Origin of the sequence: Priestia megaterium (genome assembly GCF_009497655.1) — a bacterium.
Classification (GTDB): Bacteria; Bacillota; Bacilli; order Bacillales; family Bacillaceae_H; genus Priestia; species Priestia zanthoxyli.
In genome coordinates this window covers 3,529,026-3,546,885 of sequence record NZ_CP023317.1, presented here as the reverse complement: position 1 = coordinate 3,546,885, position 17,860 = coordinate 3,529,026, and the positions used below count along the sequence as shown (strand labels likewise).

21 protein-coding genes and 1 pseudogene are annotated in these 17,860 nt (G+C 36.0%); 15 read left to right on the top strand and 7 right to left on the bottom strand.

Translation table 11 applies throughout. The features are described from left to right. The first annotated feature begins 54 nt into the window (after window positions 1-54). The 9 genes and pseudogenes from CEQ83_RS18170 (at window position 55) to CEQ83_RS18130 (ending at window position 6,433) form a co-directional block, all read left to right on the top strand. Entirely contained in the window at window positions 55-237 is a 183-nt protein-coding gene (locus CEQ83_RS18170) for a hypothetical protein (protein WP_098112452.1), read from the top strand. Window positions 238-455: 218 nt separating this feature from the next. Next, the gene (locus CEQ83_RS18165; protein ID WP_155017467.1) at window positions 456-1,199 is read left to right on the top strand and encodes an HAD family hydrolase; all 744 of its coding nucleotides are present in this window, start codon (window positions 456-458) and stop codon (window positions 1,197-1,199) included. Window positions 1,200-1,324: 125 nt separating this feature from the next. Continuing rightward, the gene (locus CEQ83_RS18160) at window positions 1,325-1,513 is read left to right on the top strand and encodes a hypothetical protein (protein WP_028414904.1); all 189 of its coding nucleotides are present in this window, start codon (window positions 1,325-1,327) and stop codon (window positions 1,511-1,513) included. A 183-nt stretch (window positions 1,514-1,696) separates the two neighbouring features. After that, on the top strand, window positions 1,697-2,035 hold the full coding sequence (locus tag CEQ83_RS18155) for a CotD family spore coat protein (RefSeq protein ID WP_155017466.1): 339 nt from the start codon (window positions 1,697-1,699) through the stop codon (window positions 2,033-2,035). A 201-nt stretch (window positions 2,036-2,236) separates the two neighbouring features. Beyond that, window positions 2,237-2,344, top strand: a complete 108-nt coding sequence (locus CEQ83_RS18150) for a YjcZ family sporulation protein (protein WP_081213975.1) — start codon at window positions 2,237-2,239, stop codon at window positions 2,342-2,344. Between the two features lie 284 nt (window positions 2,345-2,628). Beyond that, the gene (locus tag CEQ83_RS18145; protein ID WP_013058439.1) at window positions 2,629-2,781 is read left to right on the top strand and encodes a YjcZ family sporulation protein; all 153 of its coding nucleotides are present in this window, start codon (window positions 2,629-2,631) and stop codon (window positions 2,779-2,781) included. 191 nt (window positions 2,782-2,972) lie between these two features. Beyond that, a pseudogene (locus tag CEQ83_RS18140) lies at window positions 2,973-3,089 on the top strand (helix-turn-helix transcriptional regulator); the annotation flags it as partial. Window positions 3,090-4,350: 1,261 nt separating this feature from the next. Continuing rightward, complete coding sequence (locus CEQ83_RS18135; RefSeq protein ID WP_028414902.1) at window positions 4,351-5,709, top strand: SLC45 family MFS transporter; 1,359 nt, start codon at window positions 4,351-4,353, stop codon at window positions 5,707-5,709. A gap of 166 nt (window positions 5,710-5,875) precedes the next feature. Further along, on the top strand, window positions 5,876-6,433 hold the full coding sequence (locus CEQ83_RS18130) for a sugar O-acetyltransferase (RefSeq protein ID WP_098112455.1): 558 nt from the start codon (window positions 5,876-5,878) through the stop codon (window positions 6,431-6,433). A 305-nt stretch (window positions 6,434-6,738) separates the two neighbouring features. Here the strand turns inward: CEQ83_RS18130 and CEQ83_RS18125 are convergent, their stop codons facing one another. Further along, entirely contained in the window at window positions 6,739-7,287 is a 549-nt protein-coding gene (locus tag CEQ83_RS18125) for a TetR/AcrR family transcriptional regulator (RefSeq protein ID WP_028414900.1), read from the bottom strand. A 216-nt stretch (window positions 7,288-7,503) separates the two neighbouring features. On the opposite strand from CEQ83_RS18125, the gene CEQ83_RS18120 reads away from it, so the two are divergent. The 3 genes from CEQ83_RS18120 (at window position 7,504) to CEQ83_RS18110 (ending at window position 9,708) form a co-directional block, all read left to right on the top strand. Next, a complete protein-coding gene (locus tag CEQ83_RS18120; RefSeq protein WP_155017465.1) occupies window positions 7,504-8,259 on the top strand; it encodes a carboxymuconolactone decarboxylase family protein in 756 nt (251 codons plus the stop codon). A gap of 117 nt (window positions 8,260-8,376) precedes the next feature. Further along, window positions 8,377-9,240: an aldo/keto reductase gene (locus tag CEQ83_RS18115; protein WP_155017464.1), complete on the top strand. Its 864-nt coding sequence runs from the start codon at window positions 8,377-8,379 to the stop codon at window positions 9,238-9,240. Window positions 9,241-9,297: 57 nt separating this feature from the next. Next, complete coding sequence (locus CEQ83_RS18110) at window positions 9,298-9,708, top strand: cupin domain-containing protein (protein WP_028414898.1); 411 nt, start codon at window positions 9,298-9,300, stop codon at window positions 9,706-9,708. A 112-nt stretch (window positions 9,709-9,820) separates the two neighbouring features. On the opposite strand, the gene CEQ83_RS18105 is transcribed toward CEQ83_RS18110, so the two are convergent. From CEQ83_RS18105 to CEQ83_RS18095, 3 genes are all read right to left on the bottom strand, one after another. After that, window positions 9,821-10,528: an SDR family oxidoreductase gene (locus CEQ83_RS18105; RefSeq protein WP_028414897.1), complete on the bottom strand. Its 708-nt coding sequence runs from the start codon at window positions 10,526-10,528 to the stop codon at window positions 9,821-9,823. Between the two features lie 131 nt (window positions 10,529-10,659). Further along, window positions 10,660-11,829 (bottom strand): MFS transporter, encoded by a 1,170-nt coding sequence (locus CEQ83_RS18100; protein ID WP_155017463.1) that lies wholly within the window; start codon window positions 11,827-11,829, stop codon window positions 10,660-10,662. Between the two features lie 81 nt (window positions 11,830-11,910). Continuing rightward, window positions 11,911-12,420 (bottom strand): cyclophilin-like fold protein, encoded by a 510-nt coding sequence (locus tag CEQ83_RS18095; RefSeq protein ID WP_155017462.1) that lies wholly within the window; start codon window positions 12,418-12,420, stop codon window positions 11,911-11,913. A 178-nt stretch (window positions 12,421-12,598) separates the two neighbouring features. On the opposite strand from CEQ83_RS18095, the gene CEQ83_RS18090 reads away from it, so the two are divergent. Then, on the top strand, window positions 12,599-13,501 hold the full coding sequence (locus tag CEQ83_RS18090; protein WP_155017461.1) for a LysR family transcriptional regulator: 903 nt from the start codon (window positions 12,599-12,601) through the stop codon (window positions 13,499-13,501). 658 nt (window positions 13,502-14,159) lie between these two features. Here the strand turns inward: CEQ83_RS18090 and CEQ83_RS18085 are convergent. From CEQ83_RS18085 to CEQ83_RS18075, 3 genes are all read right to left on the bottom strand, one after another. Then, window positions 14,160-14,435: a hypothetical protein gene (locus CEQ83_RS18085; protein ID WP_140451129.1), complete on the bottom strand. Its 276-nt coding sequence runs from the start codon at window positions 14,433-14,435 to the stop codon at window positions 14,160-14,162. A gap of 47 nt (window positions 14,436-14,482) precedes the next feature. Continuing rightward, window positions 14,483-14,641 carry a hypothetical protein gene (locus CEQ83_RS18080; RefSeq protein ID WP_155017460.1) on the bottom strand — a complete coding sequence of 53 codons (159 nt, stop codon included), beginning with the start codon at window positions 14,639-14,641 and terminating at the stop codon, window positions 14,483-14,485. A 113-nt stretch (window positions 14,642-14,754) separates the two neighbouring features. Then, window positions 14,755-15,519 carry a COG4705 family protein gene (locus tag CEQ83_RS18075; RefSeq protein WP_228123018.1) on the bottom strand — a complete coding sequence of 255 codons (765 nt, stop codon included), beginning with the start codon at window positions 15,517-15,519 and terminating at the stop codon, window positions 14,755-14,757. Between the two features lie 497 nt (window positions 15,520-16,016). Between CEQ83_RS18075 and mreC the strand changes: the two genes are divergently transcribed. Together mreC and CEQ83_RS18065 are read left to right on the top strand one after the other, a co-directional pair. After that, window positions 16,017-16,808, top strand: a complete 792-nt coding sequence (gene mreC, locus CEQ83_RS18070; protein ID WP_194273197.1) for a rod shape-determining protein MreC — start codon at window positions 16,017-16,019, stop codon at window positions 16,806-16,808. A 181-nt stretch (window positions 16,809-16,989) separates the two neighbouring features. After that, window positions 16,990-17,685, top strand: a complete 696-nt coding sequence (locus CEQ83_RS18065; protein WP_028414892.1) for a response regulator transcription factor — start codon at window positions 16,990-16,992, stop codon at window positions 17,683-17,685. The last annotated feature ends 175 nt before the right edge of the window (window positions 17,686-17,860 follow it).

Here is a 17,860-nt window from a genome sequence, read left to right as displayed (position 1 = left end):
TAAACGAGTTAACATGATTTAAAAAAACGAGGGCTATTAATAGAGGTGAAGTTAATGTCGCATACGGAAACTGAACGAACAACGTATATGTATGATCCTTTCACTATACAAGGTCTTGAAATGAATATACCTAAAGAAAACGAAGGCAACCAACCGCTAATAAATCGTTCAGGACTGAGTACTTCTACGTTCAAAACAAATATGAATAGAGAACATTTTGAACGTTATATTTATTAGCAGGAATATTCTGCAGCGTTTTATTTTATAAAAAGATCCTTCTATTTTATATGTTAGAAGGATCTTTCCACTAAATATTCTTATTTCAGTGTAGTAATCAATTGCTTGTGCCTAAGGTATTGGAAAATTCATCTTGGTTTTAGGCGTGGATAGGTAAAGCGGTTAGTATTTATATATATATATTGTCTGTACATCCATTGTAGAAAGGATTTCACGAAATGCAGAAGCAAACCTTACTTTTTAATTTAGACGATACGCTTATTCACTGTAATAAATATTTTAGAGACACCATAAATGCTTTTGTGGCTCAATTGCAGGAATGGTTTGAAAATCTGACTAAGGAAGAGATAAAACAAAAGCAGTTAGAGATAGATTTAAAAAGTATCGAAAAGTATGGCCTTCACTCTTCCCGTTTTCCAGAATCATTAGTAGCTACTTATTTATTTTTTAGTGAACAAAATCATCAAGATATTCATGAAGATAGAGTCGAAAGAGTCAAAAAAATTGGCCAAAGTGTATTTGAAGTACCGATAGAGCCTCTGCCAAATATGTATGAAGTATTAGATAAGCTTAAAGAACAAGGACATAATCTCTACTTACACACAGGTGGAGACGAGGAAAACCAAGGTAGAAAAATTGTTCAGCTAGAGCTAGCTAAATACTTTGAAAAAAGGGCATTTATTTCTGAACAAAAAGATACGCCTGCATTAAAAGAAATACTAAACCAAATTAAGTACGATCCAAAAAAAACTTGGATGATTGGCAATTCATTAAAAACCGATATAAGACCGGCAGTAGAGGTTGGAATACATGCGATTCACGTACCTTCTGAACTGGAGTGGAGCTATAACCAAGTTGAAATTGATATTGCGCCAAAAGGTAAATTAATAACCGTTCATTCACTGCTGGAAGTTCCAGAAATCATCCAAAAGCACGCTCAAGAAATGGTTGTGTCCACCTAAGGTCATATGTAAACACAATATACAGAAACAGCTAACCGTTGATTAAACCTTACTCAACAGTGGGCAGATAAAGTTATTATGTTTTTTCTAATCAACTCACATACTATACAGAGGAGGTGACTGATATGGGAGGTCAATCCAAAGAATCAGAAAAAATGATATGTGAAGATCATAATTCTCCAGTTGATGAAAGAAGCTACGATTTATACGAAGCGACGCGTAATTCACTTTTACGTAATGAATTAGACGATAAAAACAAAACCATTTTAAATAATATTGATAACGGAGCGATGGATGTTAATCTTGAGGAATAATGGGCATTAAAAAACCTTTTATTTCTTAGTATCATAGCTATGTTACTAAGGATACACATTTTTTCTCTTAGTAAAAAAGACCCTAACTATTTAGGGTCTTTTTTAGGTATTTGTCCAAACATTCTATGGTTGTTTCACATACAGTAATAGGAGTCTACTAACAGAAAGGAGAAGATTTTTAATATGAGAAACAACTATCCTTATCAGCACTCTAATTACGGTGGTTATCACGGCGCTATGTATCCTCAGCAAGGTAACTGTGGTTATCCTCAAGCTAAACCTTGTGGTCAATTGCCTCCTCAAACCATGCCTGCTCAGTATGACCCAGTTAAACAAAATACATCTTTTACTGGTCAAGATGTGTTTGTGCCAGTGATGCATCCGAGTCATACTACAAATGTTTATCAAAAAAATTATAAATATATGCACTCATTCCCGCATACAGAATCCGTTGTATGTCAGGAAACGCACCAACATTTTTGTGCTCCAAGCTGTCCTCCTAGACCTCGTCTTTGGTGCTGATAGCCAAAAAAGCTCCTTCATTTTAACAATGAAGGGTTTTTACTATGTGAAACTTAGGATGTTATTTAGCTATCGTTAAACAAAATAGCCCATTTTAGACCAAAATCCAATCGATATGAGCTATGTCTACATATAATACCTTAACCCATGTAAGTTTAAAGTTTTTTCCTTTAGTTAAATATCACGAAAGGAAGTGTTTGTATGTCTAGTTATGGTGGAGCTGGTTCTGGTTTTGCTTTATTAGTTGTTCTGTTTATTCTTCTTGTCATTATTGGATGCAGCTGTTACGGCCGCGGATTTGGCTGTTAATAACAATAAAAAAGTCTTTCTCTAATTTGAGAAAGACTTTTTTATTCGAGGTTGTGAGGGAGTGCTTTTATACGCAATAGAACTGATTGGGCGGAATTCAAACACTCTATTGCAGAGGGTGTAAAACTCATATATGGGATCTGAGGATGCTTCATTGTATGTAAAAGAAACTAAAAGGTTATTGTTTTTTTTATAGTGATATAAAACGTAGTTTATCCACTTCGTGGAGCACATTTCGTTTTTCATCATATGCTAAATGTATGAAGAAGAAGGAGGTGAAGTTTATGTTCTTTGGCGGTTATGGCGGAGGTTGTGGCTATGGTTACGGCGGCGGCTGCGGTTACGGAGGTGGCAGTGGTTTTGCTTTAATTATCGTGCTGTTTATCTTATTAATCATTATCGGCTGTGCTTGTTGGGGAGGATTTGGCGGTTGCTAATTATTAGCCTGCCTTTATCTCTAACTTAAAAAAGTTAGCTTTATGCTAGCTTTTTTTCTTTGTTGAATTTGTACATGTCCAGTGAGTACGCTTTATATCTGCCGTGTTAACCAATGGTTTGCAGCTTGTTACTAAGCATTTATGAAATTTTTTACATATTTATTGTAAGCTAAGCCTTAGAGGTGATGAAAGTGAATTTAGGGGAACAGCTGCAGAAGTTAAGAGAAGAGAAAAAGATGTCCAGGGAAGACTTAGCTGGGGAAATGAATGTATCTAGACAAGCCGTCTATAAGTGGGAAAATAAGCGGTTTTCCACAAAATTTCTTAGCCTAATTCACAGTTTCGTCTTCGTCTGTAAACGAATGGTTTACGGGCGATTACCATACGTTTTCAATTCTATGATTTTTTGTAGGATTTAGGTTTTTATGTTAAGTTATGGGTATCCTTCAATTGTTTTAGAAAGGAGTGAATTTATATCTTAAAAACAGCAGTTGCTTCAATCAGTGCGGGTGTTTTATTTAGCTTATGTGCAAAAATAATGATGCATACAAGATGTTCAAAGTATTTTCTAAAAGCAAATGAAGCTACTCATAGGCCAATAAACTTTGTTCTTCAGGGAGCTTTGTTTGCGATTATCATGTTTATTATGCTTTTAATTGTAAAACCTTTTACATAAGAAAATAGTGTTATAGCTAAAGGGATCAATTCTTAAACATTCCTATTGGTTACCAAAATATTTGCCCGGGAAATGGAGCGATGTTGTTTTCTCTACTGAACCAGCTATATACGGATATTAACAGTTTTTAGAAAGGAGTATTGGATGTTAGTTAAAGCACTAATTACAGCAATCATTGGAGGCATTCTGTTTCCATTGTTCTTCAAGCTATTTACCCGAAAATCCTTAGATAAAAAGACTACTAGCCCTGTCAGTCAAGGATTTTTCTTCGCGGTTATCTTCTTTATAATCCTTATGGTTACAAAAACCTTCAGTTAAAGTTATATTACAGATAATCTCTGTTCTATTATGGATTGCTCCAGAAGGAAATTAAGTGAATTAAAGGAACTCAAACCCAAGGAATACGTATATTCTTTGGGTTTTTTATAAGATTTCAAGAGTAAAGCCTCCTTTTACTTAGAAATATTAAAGCGATGATAATGAGTATGTAAGCAAAGTGTCACGAGATTCGAAGGTCTTTAAATATTTAAAAAATAATTTGTGCAAACGATTGCATTAAATTATTAGTTTAGTATATAATGTTCAAATAAAAGTATTCTAATGTTTTTAATAATTAGATTTTATGAAACTTTCAAGAAGGTATAAGCGATAGTCAGCAGCTTACGGATGAGCAGATAGTGAAAATTCTTACATACTCAAACAGCATTTTTAGACAGGACTATTAGTTATGCCGTATTCCTGAGGTAATCTAGCAAAATAGAAAACAGCCAGCCAAAGACACTAGCATTTACAGTATTCATCGTTGTTTTGAAAACGTTCACAACGAATGTCGTAGCACTTTACATCAGAACATCTATCTTTTGCGGCTGTTAATTGAATCATAGGAGGCAGTTATGTTAGAAGAAAGAATCGTTGAAACCAGTGAAAAAAGCGTTCAGCCAAACTTACCTTATCTACCGATCAGTACCATATGGTTAATTAGTTTTGGATTTTTAGGTGTACAAATGGCATTCTCATTACAGAGTTCAAATATGGGACGTATATTTCAAACAATCGGTGCTGATCCAACTACATTAGGCTTTTTCTTTATTTTACCGCCGTTGGCCGGTTTAGTGGTTCAGCCCTTAGTTGGTTATTTTTCAGATCGCACCTGGATGCCAAGGCTTGGCCGTCGTATACCCTATCTACTGATTGGCGCAATTGTAGCCGTAATTGTTATGTGTTTGCTGCCAAACGCCGGCAGTTTTGGTTTTAGTGCGGTGGCTGCTATGACTTTTGGCGCCATCACTATTTTGTTTATGGACGTATCATCAAATGTAGCCATGCAGCCATTTAAGATGATGGTTGGAGACATGGTCAATGAAGAGCAAAAAGGTTTTGCCTATTCTATTCAAAGTTTTCTATCAAACAGCGGTGCTGTGCTAGCCTGTATTTTCCCTTTTGTTTTAACGGTATTAGGCGTATCAAATAGTGCACCAAAAGGAGTAGTACCACAATCAGTTGTTATTTCATTTTATGTTGGAGCCGTTGTGTTAATTATTTGTAGTTTATTTACAATACTTAAAGTAAAAGAATATTCACCTGCAGAATTTGCAGCATACCATGGTATTCCAGATGAAGCTACAAAAGAAAATGTAAACGTTTTTAAACTGCTTCGCAACGCTCCAAAGGTTTTTTGGACGGTCACACTTGTTCAATTTTTCTGCTGGATGGGCTTTCAATATTTATGGACATACGGTACAGGTGCAGTCGCTGAAAACGTTTGGTATACGAATCAGCCGTCTAGCTCCGGCTATCAAGCAGCTGGCAACTGGTTCGGCATTTTATCAGCTGTACAGTCGATTGCCGCAGTCATTTGGTCACTAGTTTTGTCACGCGTAGCCAACAACAAACGTAAGCCAGCGTATGCTTTTAGTTTACTGCTAGGCGGTATTGGTTTTGGATCTGTCTTTTTTATTCACAATCAATGGATGCTGATTGCTTCATTTATTTTAATTGGCATCGCTTGGGCTGCTATGATGACGTTTCCGTTCACGATGCTTACCAACGCCCTGTCAGGAAAGAATATGGGAACATATCTAGGGTTATTTAATGGAAGTATTTGTTTGCCGCAAATTATAGCTTCTTGCTTGAGTTTTGCTTTGTTCCCAATAATCGGATCTTCTATGCCGGGCATGATTTTAATCTCAGGTATTTTACTTGCTACGGGAGCAGCGTCTGTTTCGATTATTAAGGAAACATATACAAAGTAATTAGTAGCTGTCCATGGTACAAAAGCAGCGTGGTTTCTTAGTTTTTTTGTGTTCGAGCTATTGACCGGAATCTATAAACATCTTATTTTTGTATTGACTATCATGATAAAATGTAAACGAATTCAATCTAGTGGGAAATTTGATAACAAGAATGGAGAATGAATCAATGAAAACTGAAAAAGAAAAAATGGTGGATGGCGAGCTGTATTTTCCAGCAGACCAAGAATTAGTAAAGGACCGGGAAGATGCAAGAAGGCTTGTTCGTTCGTTTAACGGTACAGATGAGACGAATTATGAAAAGCGTACCGAGTTACTAAAGGAACTATTTGGTTCAACAGGAGAACGCATTTACCTTGAATCTAACTTTCGATGCGACTACGGATACAATATCCACGTAGGAGAAAATTTTTATGCGAACTTTGACTGCACACTTTTAGATGGGGGACGAATTACAATAGGTAAGAACTGCATGATGGCACCGGGCGTACATATTTATACGAATACTCATCCTGTGAATGCAGAACAGCGAATTACAGAAGTTGAATATACCAAGCCCGTCACGATTGGAGATAATGTATGGATTGGGGGACGAGCTGTCATCAATCCAGGCGTTACAATTGGACATAATGCTGTAATCGCTTCCGGAGCTGTTGTGATAAAAGATGTTCCAGATCATGTAGTAGTGGGAGGGAACCCCGCAAAAATTATAAAAAAGTTGGATTAATTTTTACTAGCTAAACATTGTTTATAAATTAACTAAAAAATAAAGAGTTATTCCCGATAGAAATGAATCTTTCTGTAAAAATCAATATCTGTTTTTAAAAAAACAAAATGTTCGAGCAGCACTAAACCTATGGATACTCAGCAGGTTTAGTGCTGTTCTTTTATGTTGAGATGATCTCTTTATCTGACTGCAAGTCATATCATCTCTAACTCAGCTTATTAACATAATCTTCTAATAAGAAAGTTTCTGCCACTTTTACACTTTGGGGGAATTTTCATTTATGTGTACGTGTAAAACGGATGAAATTATTCCAAATTCCGATCTAACAATATGCCGGTTTGCTCGGCTATTACATCGGTTGGAACGTGCATCCCGTTTTTAAACCACCATTCTACTGTCCCTACAACGGCCGAGGCAAAGAACTGAATAACAACCTCTTTACGCAACCCTTTGTTTTCTCCTTCAGTTGTATCAACTTCAGGACCATACTCTTGGATGACTAACTCGAGAAAACGGCTGCGGAAATAATGAGCGCCTTTACTTTCTAACATGGTTGAAAAGAAGAGATGGTGACGCTCAAAATATTCAAACCAAACATAATTTCCTTCTTGGAACGTCATATCAGCAGCCGAATGACATAGTTCTTCGAGGTTGTTCATATGTTCTTCAATCATCTTATCTAATAAATCATATTTATCCATATAGTGAAGATAAATCGTGCCTCGGTTAACGTTTGCTTTGTCAGCAATATCCTGAATGGTAATGTCATCAAATCGTTTTTGGGTCATTAATTCAGTCACTGCGTTTTTTATAGCCTCTTGGCTCTTTAGTATTCTTCTATCCACTTTCGCCATTTTAACAACCTCACTTTTTTTAAAAGATATTCAACAATACCTCTTCATTTGTTGAGCAATCAACGAATCGCCTTCAATTAACGATTGAAAGGATTTTATTTGCTTTTATAATTATAGACAGATGTTGATTAATCAATCAATATTGATTATTTTTTCAACAGAAAGATAGAGAGTTTTAAAAGTATAAAAAAATGAAATTCAAGAGGAGGGATGTGTATGAACCGTATTGATAAGAGTGCAGAAAAATATAAACAGCTGTTTGGCGATGGTGTTCCGGCTACACATGTTACCGATCCGGATTTTCAAGACATTCTGAGCCATTTCATTTTTGGAGAAGTTTTTTATCAAGGTGACCTAGACGATAAGCAACGTGAACTAATTACACTGGTCGTTCTGGTTACTAACCAGACGTTATCTCAGTTAAAAGCACATGTTAGCGCAGCGCTGAATGTTGGGCTAACGCCTGTAGAAATTAAAGAGGCTGTTTATCAGTGTGCGCCATATATTGGCTTTCCAAAAACGTTAAATGCCGTCAATGAAGTGAATGAGGTTTTTAAAGCAAACCATATCGCGTTACCGCTTGAAAGCCAAAAGGCGATAGATGAACAGAATCGTTTGCAAAAAGGGCTGGCTACTCAAGTAGAGATTTTCGGAGATGTTATTAAAAAAATGCAGAAGAATGCTCCATTGAATCAAACGCATATACAGGAATATCTTTCTGCTTTTTGCTTCGGAGATTTCTACACCCGCAGCGGACTTGATTTGAAAACAAGAGAGCTATTAACTCTCTGTATTGTAAGTGCGTTAGGCGGTGCTGAAGGTCAAGTGAAGGCACATGTACAAGGTAACCTGAATGTTGGAAATGACAAGGGACGATTGATTGATGCAATTACTCACTGTCTTCCATATATGGGGTTTCCAAGAACACTAAATGCATTAGCTTGTATTAATGAAATTAGCCTTGAAAACTAAGAGAAGAGAGTGGAAAATTTCTGTTTTATGTGAAGAACTTCCTGATAAGAAATGGGAAACCAAAGCATATAAGACAAGCTACTACAAAAAATAAACAATTCAAAGGAGATAAAAAACATGTTTAATGAAACGTATAAATTATCAAACGGTATAGAAATTCCGCTATTAGGCCTGGGTACTTGGCTGCTTGATGATGAACAGGCAGCGCAGGCAGTGCGTGATGCGGTATCTAGCGAGTATCGTCATATTGATACGGCACAAGCTTATATGAATGAAGCTGGTATAGGCGAAGGAATCCGTTCATGCGGTGTTGCAAGAGAAGAACTTTTTATTACAACAAAGGTTGCAGCAGAAGCAAAAACTTATGAGGAAGTTACGAATTCCATTGATGAGTCTTTAACAAAGTTGGGGCTGGATTACATTGATCTTCTAATTATCCACAGTCCACAGCCTTGGACGGAGTTTAGAGAAGAGAAACGTTACTTCGAAGAAAACAAAGAGGCATGGAAAGCAATGGAGGATGCTTATAAGGCAGGGAAGGTAAAGGCAATCGGCCTTTCTAACTTCCTTCAGGATGATATAGAGAATATTCTTTCTAGCTGTGAAATCAAGCCTATGGTCAATCAAATATTGGCACATGTGAGCAATACGCCTTTGGAGTTAATTGAGTTCTGCCAGAAGAATGGCATCTTGGTAGAAGCATATTCACCAATTGCGCACGGTGCGGTTCTTGATAATAAAGAAGTGAAGGTAATAGCTGATAAATACGGAGTGTCTGTGGCTCAACTTTGCCTGCGCTATGATATTCAGCTTGGTCTTGCAGTCATTCCTAAGACGGCAAATCCAGATCATATGAGAATCAATGCAAAGCTTGATTTTGGGATCAGCGATGCAGATATGGAGACTTTGAAAAATGTAGAACCTATTCGAGATTATGGTGAGCATAGCTACTTCCCGGTATTTGGCGGGAAATTAAAATAAACGGCTAACGAATGAGGACTTTTTATAGCAATGAATGATAGTATTGGAGGAATCAAAATGGCAAAACATGAAGAAGTAAAAAATGGCGTTATTTTTCCAGTAGGTGAAAAGAATGAAGCGTATGCACAATTTTTTGTTGGACAAAGTTATCTCCAAACCTTAATCGCAGATCCTAAAGTGAACGTTGGAGTTGGAAATGTAACCTTTGAACCTGGATGCCGCAATAACTGGCATATTCATCGTGATGGATTTCAGCTTCTATTAGTAACAGGGGGCGAAGGTTGGTACCAAGAAGAAGGAAAACCTGCACAATTCTTAAAAGCTGGAGATGTTATTGTGACGCATGATGGTGTCAAACATTGGCATGGTGCTGCAAAAGACAGCTGGTTTGAACACATTGCCATCACTGCCGGTACGCCGGAATGGTTAGAACCAGTAACGGATGAGGAATATAATAGCATAAAATAATAGATCGTATGTATCTTAGAAGCAAAAACCCTACGGATTATTCCTAGTAATCCGTAGGGTTTTTATTATAAATTCAAGATGTCATAGGAAATAGCCTTAACGCTATAAAAGTTCACCAATCGATTTGTTTTCCGTCTTTAAAAAAGCCTCCGGAAGGTCCTTCGGGTCCAATCGTTGCTAACCAAAGGATAGAACGAGCAGCTTGCTGTGGCGTTCTTGGAGCCGATGGTCCACCCATATCTGAGCTTACCCATCCCGGATCGACCGCGTTAATTTTGATATCTTTGGTGCTTTCTGCAGCTATTAACTGCGTCAAGCCATTTAAAATGAGCTTAGATAACTTATAAGCGCCTACTCCAGGAGATGACATTTCACTCAGGGCTCCATATTCTGAGGAAACATTAATAATTCTTCCGTAGGCTTGCTGTTCCATAAGAGGCATAAAGGAACGGATTACATGGTAGGCACCGAGGAAATTCGTTTCTAGCGTTTTCTCTAGAACAGAAGGATCCATATCTACTAACTTTTGATTTTTATCTAAATATATGCCCGCGTTATTAATTAGCACATCCAATCTTCCACATTGCTCACTTACTGTAGCCGCAGCTTGACTGATACTTGTTTGATTGTTTATATCCATTGTCAAAAATGAAACATCAAGATGAGAGTCTTTAAGTTTTTGCACGGCTTTATGTCCGGTTTCTGAATTTCGGCTCGTCAAAATGACCTTAAAACCTTTCATCGCCAATTGTCTCACTAGTTCATATCCAATACCCCGATTTCCGCCGGTGACAAGTGCCACTTTAGTGTGGTTTTCCATTTCAAGTCCTCCATTTTATATATATTAATGCTGTAAGCATTTATTAGAACAGATTTCTGCTTTTCATAGATTTAATAAAAGAAAACAAAGGGATCCTACTAGGGATCCCGAAAGAAAGTTGCGTTGATGTCTTATTTTGAAAGTAGCCTTACAGGACGTTGCATGTAGCTTCTTGGTAAAATGAATAGTACACTCAATACTAATGACAAGATCCCCACTAGTACAACATATTGTGTACCCATTCCTGATATAAATAGTCCACCTACGGCTGTACCAATTGTTGTTCCTAAGTTAACGGATGCTAAAAATAGTCCGTTTGCGAAATCAGGAGCTTCTGGAGCTGCTGATGAAATCCAGTATTGGTTAATATTCGTTCCTATACCAGCAAATATTCCCCAAACTAAAGTCATGATAGCCATAGGCCAAGTAAACTGTCCGATGAAGAATAAAATGATGTAAACGATTCCCAATGCGAAAGGGAAAACGACTACAGTTTTAATGGCATTTTTCGTAAGTAATTTCCCTGCGATAATGTTTCCGATAATATTTGCCACACCGTACAGAACCAGCATGAAACTAATTAATTGTCCAGAGAGGTTCGTAACGCTTTTAAGATACTCAGCAAGATAGCTATATACCCCAAATACTGCTGAATTCAGTAAAAGGACGGCAATAATAGAAAGCCAAGTAACAGGTTTTTTTAATACGCTGAGCTGTGCTCCGTATGAAAGTCTTTCTTTAACAGGCATTGAAGGGAAGAATGCCCACGTAGCAATAAATACTATCGCATTAATAACAGCAAAAAACGTCATTGATAGTTGAAACGAGACTGTACTTGCAAGAAAACTTGCGATCGGCACACCAAGTACCATACCTGCAGATACGCCAATAAAGACTTTTGAAACAGCTTTTGGAGCCTCTTCCTTGCTGACTGAGTTCGCTGCCATTGTAAAAGCTGCTGAAAAATAAATTGGATGAAAAATAGCTGGAATCACACGCGCAATGATGGCAATAGCAAAATTAGAAGTAAAGATAGAGATAATGTTACCTAAAATGAAAATACCAAGTACAAGCAGCATTGCCTTCTTGCGATTGACTCCTGAAAATAATAACGGCATCGTTGGACCGGATATTGACACGGTAAGCGCAAAGAGACTCACCAGCCATCCTGCCTTTGATACACTGATATGAAAGTGAACCGCAATGTAGGGTAATATCCCTATAACGCCCATTTCGGTATTGATAATACCGAAAGCTCCTAAAGTTAAGACAAATATAAGTAGTTTAGTTTGTTTAGACATAAAATAAAGATCCTTCTTTCTAAAAAATGTTGTGTTCTCGTGGCTGTAAAGCGGGTTGTTTAAAGGTGTATTGTCATGTTTTTACTTAGTCAATTTTTCAATTCTACCTGTAAAATCACCATCAACATTTTCAACATTTTCTTTTCCTGATTCAATTTGACCTAGTATGATAAGGTCGTTTGTAGCATCTTCAAGACCTTTGTAAAAAATAGCTACATTTCCCCAAGGAGCGTAATAAGCAAAGTCTCCTTTTTTGGATAGGTCTCCGGCTTGTACATCATCTATAGATAATCTTTTTTGTAAAATACTAACTTTCTCTTTACCTATATAATCTTCAAACGTTACGGTTAAAGGCAGTTGAACTAGAAAATCCTTACTTGCTGGGTTATCGTACATCCTAACAAACACTTCTTTGTTGTTGAACGTTAACTTTATTCTTGTATTTGAAATACTATCTTCTTCTGTTTGTTCTGGTACTCGGTTTAAATGCTTACTGGCATTATGGTCGGTTGCAGAAGAATGATTGTTGCCGCAAGCAGCGAGTGCAGCGCTTATTACTAAGATAGAAGGCAGATGTAACATTTTTTTCATCTTAAGATCCTTTCCACATTGAATTATTAAAGATGTTGCTGGTGTGACATGAACTTCTTTGTTGTTTATTCTAACGGCTTCTTCCAAATATAAAAAATACTTATATCTTATATCATGATATGTTTGATAAGCATTTCTGGAGTGTATATACTAAAGCTTATGAAAGGAGGAGAGGGATATAGAAATTCGAGTTTTGCGGTATTTTCTTACAGTTGCAAGAGAAGGAAACATCACGAAGGCCGCTGATGTTTTGCATGTGACACAGCCAACACTGTCTAGACAATTAAAAGATCTTGAACAAGAGTTGGGCAAAAAATTATTTATTCGCAGCAGTCACAGTATCATTTTGACAGATGAAGGAATGCTTCTGCGAAACAGGGCAGAGGAAATTGTTAATATGGTCGATAAATTAGAGGCGGAGTTTAGTTCCATGGAAGAAACAATAGGTGGTGATATCTATATAGGGGGCGGGGAGACAGAAGCAATGAAACATATTGCACGAGTCGCAAAAGATGTGCAGTTACGTTATCCAAATATACGATATCACCTCTACAGCGGAAACGAAGAAGATATAACGGAACGGCTTGACAAGGGGCTGCTTGACTTTGGCATTTTAATTCAACCGGCTGATATTTCAAAATATAATTATCTTAATATCCCTGCCAAAGATGTTTGGGGCGTTGTGATGAGAAGAGACAGTTCTCTTGCCCTCAAAGAAAGCATTCAAGCTGCGGATTTATTAAACGCTCCACTAATCTGTTCACGACAGGCCATGAAGCAGACATTTTCAAAAAATGAATTTTCGGATTGGTTTGGCGAAGACTTTCATAAATTAAACATCGTTACTACATACAATCTTGCATATAATGCTGCCATTATGGTTGAAGAAGGCATTGGGTATGCCATAACACTTGATAAAATAGTCAATACGTCTACTAATAGCAACCTTTGTTTCAGGCCGTTACAGCCAAGACTTGAATCGGGTTTAAATATTGTGTGGAAAAAGCATCATGTTCTTTCAGCTGCAGCTGATGCGTTTTTAAAAGAACTGCAGGGGAAATTTTCACAAACTCTAAACTGACAGCGCATCGGTCTAGTTCAAACAAATGGAGTAAAAAGACTTATCTATACGGTATGGTAGATAAGTCTTTTTACTGCGGGTATGGAGGTGATGTTAAGAGCCTTAGGATGTTTTATTAGGATGTATTAACTCCCATTCGCCAGGGTTAGTGTCATCTGGGGATAAACCGTTAATAATATCAAGATAATGATTAGCTTTTTCGTCCATAGATTTTACAGTTCTTTTAGCTTCCTTTAATTGAGCTTTAGCGATCTCTTAAAAGTGACATCATTGATCATTTTACCGCCGATACGGCTAAGACTTTAAATGGATGGAAGATTCATGAATAACTAACGCTGAAAAATTTGCATAGCTGCATATCTAATACGGGGAGCGATTGAAGATAAAAGAGACGTACCTAAAAATAGCAGGCTTGAACGAGTAAGCGCTGATTAGAGACCGGTTAACTTTCATAGATCTTAATGGAATATAGATGTATAAAAGCGTAGCCTGTCACGAGTTCACGCTTTTATAGTGAGAGCTTAAAACGTAGACTTCATTTTTCAAAGAAGAAATTTTTAAAAAGATAAGTGAGACGAACATTTCACCAATTTTCACTATTAGATGCTAGTATAAATATCAGTAATGCAATATAACATTTTCTATAGAACTCCCCTATTTAGGCTGACCTTTTAAGGTGAGCTTTTTTTGTGTCTGCAATTAATATGCTCCATAGAATATGGAAAAAAGTAAATATAGGCACTCCAATAAAAGCGATAAAAGCTGAAGCAATAAGAGAAGCAATCCAATAAAACTTCCATTTGCTAAAGAATTGGTAAACTAATGTAAGTATAACCGGGATAACTGCAAAATCAACGGAATTAAAACGATGAGTAAAGACCAATAATTGATGAGGGTAGCTCCATACGCCAAAGAACTTCCCGAGTTCATCCACAGTACCAACTAAAACAAAGCTAATGAAAAATACTAAGAGAATAAATATTATTCGTTGTCGGTCAATGAGGAGATAAAAAACGAATAGAAAAGCGCACTTAAAATGATAATTAGCCACCATTGAGCACTAAATAAATCATGATGAAGCCAGTAATCGTATTGTTTATCATTAACACGCTGGGTAAGAACTTCTAACTGATTAACCATAAACACCACCTCCTTACGAGTATGTGTGAAAAAGAGGTGGTTCATGCAATTAGTCACTTCGTTAGATTTTTTCTTTTTATGGGTTTTGTAATGTATTAAATAAAAAAGGAAATCTACAGCGCTTGTTCTGAGCTTACGTTATTTTGTTTAAATGTCGTATGAATCATAAAGGCAATAAGAATGGAGGCTAGGACTAGAGAAGAGCCTGCCGTACCTAAGTCTAAACCACCTTTTTCATGTGGCTTTGTCAAAAGATCTCCAAATGTTGCTCCGAAAGGGCGAGTCAAAACGAATGCTACCCAAAATAAAAATACACGAGAAATCTTTGTATAGAAGGTACATATAACAATGAATGCTAGTAAGCTGCCAATTAAAATAGCTCCACCTATATATCCAAGGCCAGACGTATCAGACAAAAAATCTCCTAAAGCTGTACCTAATGTGTTTGAGAAAAGGATGGCAATCCAATAAAGTATTTCAGCCTTGCGGTTTCTAATATAGTTGATATTTAATGAACGCTCGCTAAAATACCAGTATGCAAATATCGACAACAATATAGTGATTAATATCATCGAGCCTTTTGCGTAACCTAATGCCAGTGTACGATCCATAAAATCAGACATAGTTGTGCCAGCTACGCTAGTTGACAGAATAACAGTCCAATAAAGGGCCGGAATATATCTCTTAGAGCTTAGTTGAGCTACAAGTGTAATTAAAAATATGCTAAAAAAGATCAGCGTACTAACTGCATATCCAACTCCTAATGTTTGTGCTAATAAGTCACCTGCGGTTTCACCCAGTGTCGTAGCAGAAATCTTCATAATCCAAAAAACAAGGGTAATTTGTGCAATTTTATTCATTGGCGAAGATGCTTGCATTTTTAATTTTTCTCTCCTTCCTGTGCTAAGTGTTTATTCTCTTAAATAAACGGCACACTTGCCTAACGTTTTTCTTAAAGAAATTTTTTAAAAGCTTCATCGCTGCAATTCAAACTGTACAGTCTTTTTCTAAAATCAAAATGAAAAATAAATAAGAATTTAATGAGATTTTTATAAAAAACTTTTTATTAATGTTTTATCAACTCTGTTGCACCATGATGTTTTTATAAAAATAAAATATTTATTTTTTATCGAATTCTCATTTTAATTTCATTTAAATTTCATTACACAGTATTAAATTTAAATTATGTGAGCCAAGTTTTTTAAACATAACGTTATGCCTTCAGCTTTTGAAACTAGAAAATAAGTACAATTCATTAAAAGAAGGAGAACGTTGAACAGTTGTTAAGAGGTCAAAGATGATGATACTTAAGAAATTTTTAAGAAACAGCTAGTAAGATTATAAATAGCATGACTATTGGTAGGAAGGTGCCATTGTGATACGTTTTCAAAGAAAGAAGAAAAGACATACATATATTTTGATAGGAGGGATTCTTACTGTAGGAGGACTTATTTTTGTTGGAACCTTGTACAAAGATAGCTTACTTTCTTTAGACAATCTTTCTTGGACTGAACCTCAACAAGTGAGTCAATTATTTTCCACTTACAAAGAAAACTCTATCTTAAAGAATAAGCTAGCCACTGAAAATCAGGAGGAAGCAAATGCTTATAAGTTGGAATATGAAAACAAAGTCTTAAAAAAAATTTTAAAAACAGAAGATCAGGTGAAAACCTATAATCCTGTAACAGCTACCGTAATTGGCCGCTCAACGAACAACTGGAACAATGAATTAACAATTGATAAAGGAAAGAAGCAGGGGTTAAAAATAGATATGAATGTGCTAGGTACAAATGGAGTCGTTGGGAAGGTATCCAAAGTTTTTTCGTCAACCTCTATCGTAGAACTAATTAGCTCAAACCTTAGGACAAATCGTATGGCGGTAATGTTAAAGGATAGGAAAAGCGTGAATGGAACATTAGAAGGCTACGATGATAAAAAAGGTAATTTAATTATTAGAAAAATCCCTAGTGAGGCTGAGGTTAATGTAGGAGATAAAGTTCAAACCTCTCCTATCAGTTCAATCTTTCAAAGGAAGTTAGCCTTAGGAAAAGTCATCAAAGTAAAGCCTGATGAATATGGATTAACCCAATTGGCCGTTGTAAAACCCTCATCCAACTTTAATGATATTAGTGAAGTAATTGTTATTAAAGCAAAGAACAATGGGTAGGGAATTTAATATCACATTCTAATAGAAGTCTTTTATCTTATGTTTTTATGTTCAGCACTTAAAACTTCTTATTGTCCACTGAGATGTTGGTTTGTGATAGCTATACACTTCTCTTTATTATTGGAAAGAGCGATCGATATGCAAAGCAAAAATATAGAGATTGAAAAGAGGGGTTAGTTAGATGAAAGAAAGTATTTTAATTGTGGAAGATGAAGTAGAAATAGGCAATATATTAAAAATGGAACTTGAACATGAAGGTTACCAAGTGAAAATTAAAAACAATGGAAGAGATGGTCTCGAAATGGCCTTATCAAATATGTTTGATTTAATTTTACTTGACATTATGCTACCGGAAATGAGTGGTATAGAGGTCTTGCGTAAAGTAAGAAAGAGAGAAAATTACGTGCCTATTATTCTTTTGACAGCTCGCAACTCAACTCTAGACAAAATACTGGGGTTAGATCATGGCGCAAACGATTATATAACTAAGCCATTTAAAACTGAAGAATTGCTGGCTCGGATACGTTCTTTACTACGTTATAAGCACCTTGTTATTAGGAATAAGGTAGAAAAAGACTCGTTATTATTAATTGAAGATATGGTTATAAATACTGAATCAAGAGAAGTAACTAGAGCTGGGCAAAAAATCAGCTTAACCCCTAAAGAGTATGATTTATTAATTTACTTAGTCATCCATAAAAATAAGACGGTTACTCGTGAAGGAATCTTACTAAATGTATGGGGATATGAATACGAAGGAGATACAAATATACTTGATGTTTATATAAGTTATTTGAGAAAGAAAATTGAAGAAGGATTTAGTCCCTCACTCATTGAGACTGTTCGAGGTATAGGATACACCATTAAAGAAAGTTAAAGAAACAAGGAAAGCAACTTTATATGATTCATTAAAGAAGATTAAGAAATAAATTCATTTATTCTTAATCTCTTTTTTATTCAAATCTAATTTTTATTTGATAAATTGAAGAAAAGCCTATAAAGAAGAAAGTCATAGAAAACTTATTTCATATTTCTTCTTATTATCTTTCAAA

Excerpts from the sequence above, each read along its gene's own strand:
- CEQ83_RS18080 (WP_155017460.1), bottom strand. The coding sequence starts at position 14,641 with ATGGTTAATCAGTTAGAAGTTCTTACCCAGCGTGTTAATGATAAACAA.
- CEQ83_RS18170 (WP_098112452.1), top strand. The coding sequence starts at position 55 with ATGTCGCATACGGAAACTGAACGAACAACGTATATGTATGATCCTTTC.
- CEQ83_RS18130 (WP_098112455.1), top strand. The coding sequence starts at position 5,876 with ATGAAAACTGAAAAAGAAAAAATGGTGGATGGCGAGCTGTATTTTCCA.
- CEQ83_RS18075 (WP_228123018.1), bottom strand. The coding sequence starts at position 15,519 with ATGCAAGCATCTTCGCCAATGAATAAAATTGCACAAATTACCCTTGTT.
- CEQ83_RS18160 (WP_028414904.1), top strand. The coding sequence starts at position 1,325 with ATGGGAGGTCAATCCAAAGAATCAGAAAAAATGATATGTGAAGATCAT.
- CEQ83_RS18065 (WP_028414892.1), top strand. The coding sequence starts at position 16,990 with ATGAAAGAAAGTATTTTAATTGTGGAAGATGAAGTAGAAATAGGCAAT.
- CEQ83_RS18115 (WP_155017464.1), top strand. The coding sequence starts at position 8,377 with ATGTTTAATGAAACGTATAAATTATCAAACGGTATAGAAATTCCGCTA.
- CEQ83_RS18155 (WP_155017466.1), top strand. The coding sequence starts at position 1,697 with ATGAGAAACAACTATCCTTATCAGCACTCTAATTACGGTGGTTATCAC.
- CEQ83_RS18135 (WP_028414902.1), top strand. The coding sequence starts at position 4,351 with ATGTTAGAAGAAAGAATCGTTGAAACCAGTGAAAAAAGCGTTCAGCCA.
- CEQ83_RS18150 (WP_081213975.1), top strand. The coding sequence starts at position 2,237 with ATGTCTAGTTATGGTGGAGCTGGTTCTGGTTTTGCTTTATTAGTTGTT.
- CEQ83_RS18105 (WP_028414897.1), bottom strand. The coding sequence starts at position 10,528 with ATGGAAAACCACACTAAAGTGGCACTTGTCACCGGCGGAAATCGGGGT.
- CEQ83_RS18110 (WP_028414898.1), top strand. The coding sequence starts at position 9,298 with ATGGCAAAACATGAAGAAGTAAAAAATGGCGTTATTTTTCCAGTAGGT.
- CEQ83_RS18100 (WP_155017463.1), bottom strand. The coding sequence starts at position 11,829 with ATGTCTAAACAAACTAAACTACTTATATTTGTCTTAACTTTAGGAGCT.
- CEQ83_RS18125 (WP_028414900.1), bottom strand. The coding sequence starts at position 7,287 with ATGGCGAAAGTGGATAGAAGAATACTAAAGAGCCAAGAGGCTATAAAA.
- CEQ83_RS18145 (WP_013058439.1), top strand. The coding sequence starts at position 2,629 with ATGTTCTTTGGCGGTTATGGCGGAGGTTGTGGCTATGGTTACGGCGGC.
- CEQ83_RS18165 (WP_155017467.1), top strand. The coding sequence starts at position 456 with ATGCAGAAGCAAACCTTACTTTTTAATTTAGACGATACGCTTATTCAC.
- CEQ83_RS18095 (WP_155017462.1), bottom strand. The coding sequence starts at position 12,420 with ATGAAAAAAATGTTACATCTGCCTTCTATCTTAGTAATAAGCGCTGCA.
- CEQ83_RS18120 (WP_155017465.1), top strand. The coding sequence starts at position 7,504 with ATGAACCGTATTGATAAGAGTGCAGAAAAATATAAACAGCTGTTTGGC.